The sequence below is a fragment of the Albidovulum denitrificans genome (genome assembly GCF_002973535.1).
In the GTDB taxonomy this organism is placed as follows: domain Bacteria; phylum Pseudomonadota; class Alphaproteobacteria; order Rhodobacterales; family Rhodobacteraceae; genus Albidovulum; species Albidovulum denitrificans.
The window spans coordinates 1-1,822 of sequence record NZ_PVEP01000022.1; the positions used below are offsets into that span (position 1 = coordinate 1).

At 59.3% G+C, this 1,822-nt stretch carries 1 protein-coding gene and 1 pseudogene; both read right to left on the bottom strand.

Annotated features, from left to right (window positions below):
* Positions 1 to 86: 86 nt before the first annotated feature.
* Entirely contained in the window at positions 87 to 956 is an 870-nt protein-coding gene (locus LX70_RS20330) for a hypothetical protein (protein ID WP_146111690.1), read from the bottom strand.
* 7 nt (positions 957 to 963) lie between these two features.
* Positions 964 to 1,730 (bottom strand): annotated as a pseudogene (locus LX70_RS20335) (IS3 family transposase); the annotation flags it as partial.
* Positions 1,731 to 1,822: the final 92 nt, after the last annotated feature.

Sequence of the window (1,822 nt, forward strand, 5' to 3'; positions counted from 1 at the left end):
GCCGGTGCCGCAGAGGCCCGGGTAAGGTCGTTCGTCATTCTATGAGTCCCCTTCACGATACCAGATTCCATCGCGTCCGAGGCCGCTCAAATGACACGGAAGGCCTGCATCGGCAGGATCGTGCCGCCGTGACCCAGTTCCCTGCTCGAAGAAGAAATTACCTTGTTCGGCTCGAAAAAGTTCCCTGTTCCTGTGGGTAGGGAAATTTCGGATAAGGCATTGAATAGTCGTCGAGTTTTTCGCCGATCCCAGCATTGATTGCCAGAAAACAGCAGAAATACTCTGTTAATTTCCCTGTTTGCAGGGAATTTTGCAGAGACGGGATAGCTCCAGACTGGCTCCTCCGCCATTTTACAATCCTGCATGGATTCCCCCCCTAACGCTTTGAACGGAAATGATAATTCCGGGGTTCGAAACCCTGTTTCCCGGCTGTATGGCAAGCGCTCTGCAAATGCCAGTCTGAGGACGAGTCGTTGCAGGTCGAAACGACCACTTTCCCAGACTTTCCAAAGGTTTGCCGGAAACTTGATTGCGAGTTCGAACAACTGCTCAAAGGCGGCTCTTGGCTTGCCTGTTGCTTCCGCTTTTTCGGCCAGCAGCAGCTTTTGCTGTTCCAGTTCTCCGATCTTCTTTTCATAGGCTTTGATGACCGTGCTGGTGTCGGCCTCCATGAGCCGGGAGAGTAATGTCTCCACCTGCGCATCGAGTTCGCCGATCCTGTTGGCATAGAGCGCGGCATTTTCACGGGCGCTTTCCTGGCGCTGGTTCCATGCGGCGGAGAACATGCGCTTGGCCAGTGACAGCTTTGCCGGAGACGGTGCAACGTCACGCAACAGGTCTGCGAACTCTCCCTCGATCACGTCACGGCGTATGGATTTCCGATAGGAGCCACAGCCTTTGTTGAAGCACATGTAATAGGGATGCTTGTCCCCGGTTTTGGATTTCTGACCTGCCACTGAACTTTCATCCAGCCGCGACCGGAGCCCGGTTGGTGTTTACGCCGATTGGCGCGGGTTGAGCAATCGCCCGACGCGCGGAGCTTTCATCTCGCGCAGCGGGTCGGGCGATTGCGGTGGTCAGGGTCCGCGCGTAGTCGGCCGGGGTCTGGTAATCCAAAGCCGAGTGCGGACGTTCGGTGTTATAGTCGGCAGCCCAGGCGGCGATCACGACCCGCGCATGGGCCAGGTTGCGGAACATGGTCTCGTTGAGCAACTCATCACGCATCCTGCCATTGAAGCTTTCGACGAAACCGTGTCTCGCATCGGCTTGCCCGGCGCGATGTAGTGCCATTCGATCCGATGCTCGGAACACCACCGCAGGATCGCGTTACTGGTCAGTTCCGTTCCATTATCGCTGACAATCATGCCGGGCTTTCCGCGGCGCTCGATCAGGGTCGTCAGTTCACGCGCGACACGGCGCCCCGAGATCGAGGTGTCAGGGATCGCCGCGAGGCATTCACGGGTGACGTCGTCGACCACGTTGAGCACCCGGAAGCGCTGGCCGCCCGCGAACTGGTCATGGACGAAATCCAGCGACCAGCGTGCATTGGGCCGTGCCTCGACCAGGATCGGTGCCCGCGTTCCGACCGCCTTGCGCCGCGCCTTCCGCTTGCGCACCGTCAGCCCCTCTTCGCGGTAGAGCCGATAGATCCGATTGATCCCCGAGGGCTCGCCCTCGCGGCGCAGCAGCACGAACAGGCGCCGGTAGCCGAACCGCCGACGCTCGTTTGCGGCGCGACAATCAGGGTGAGATTCCGCGTCAATCAGGATGAGACGCTGCGGCGGGTGTGTGTCGGAGGGAGGGCGTAGCCCGACCGGAGGCA